This is a genomic window from Anabaena sp. CCY 0017 (assembly GCF_963920885.1).
GTDB lineage: Bacteria > Cyanobacteriota > Cyanobacteriia > Cyanobacteriales > Nostocaceae > Nodularia.
On the sequence record NZ_CAWUDG010000129.1, the window covers coordinates 1 to 225 of the forward strand.

The 225-nt window shown below is 60.4% G+C and carries 1 protein-coding gene; it reads right to left on the reverse strand.

The annotated features are described in order from the left end of the window. Positions 1-30 precede the first annotated feature (30 nt). Positions 31-225: hypothetical protein (locus ACM0OW_RS25940; RefSeq protein WP_414553604.1), on the reverse strand; the 195-nt coding region annotated here is incomplete at its 5' end.

The following is a 225-nucleotide window of genomic DNA, read 5'->3' on the forward strand; positions in this document are numbered from 1 at the left end:
CGGGCGTGATCTTGGGTTGGGGATTGGCACTCATCGCTGATCTCCATGGTTCGGGTGGAAGCCGAGGCGTTGTTGGGCGGCTTTTCTCGCCGCGGCCGCAGCTTCTGGGGTGTCGAAGAAACCCACGTGTGTGCGCTGAGCGCCGCCGATGTAGGCCTTCCAACGCTTCGTAGTCTTGTCCCAGAGAACACCGTTGAAGCCACTGGTATTGCTGGATTTCAGGCG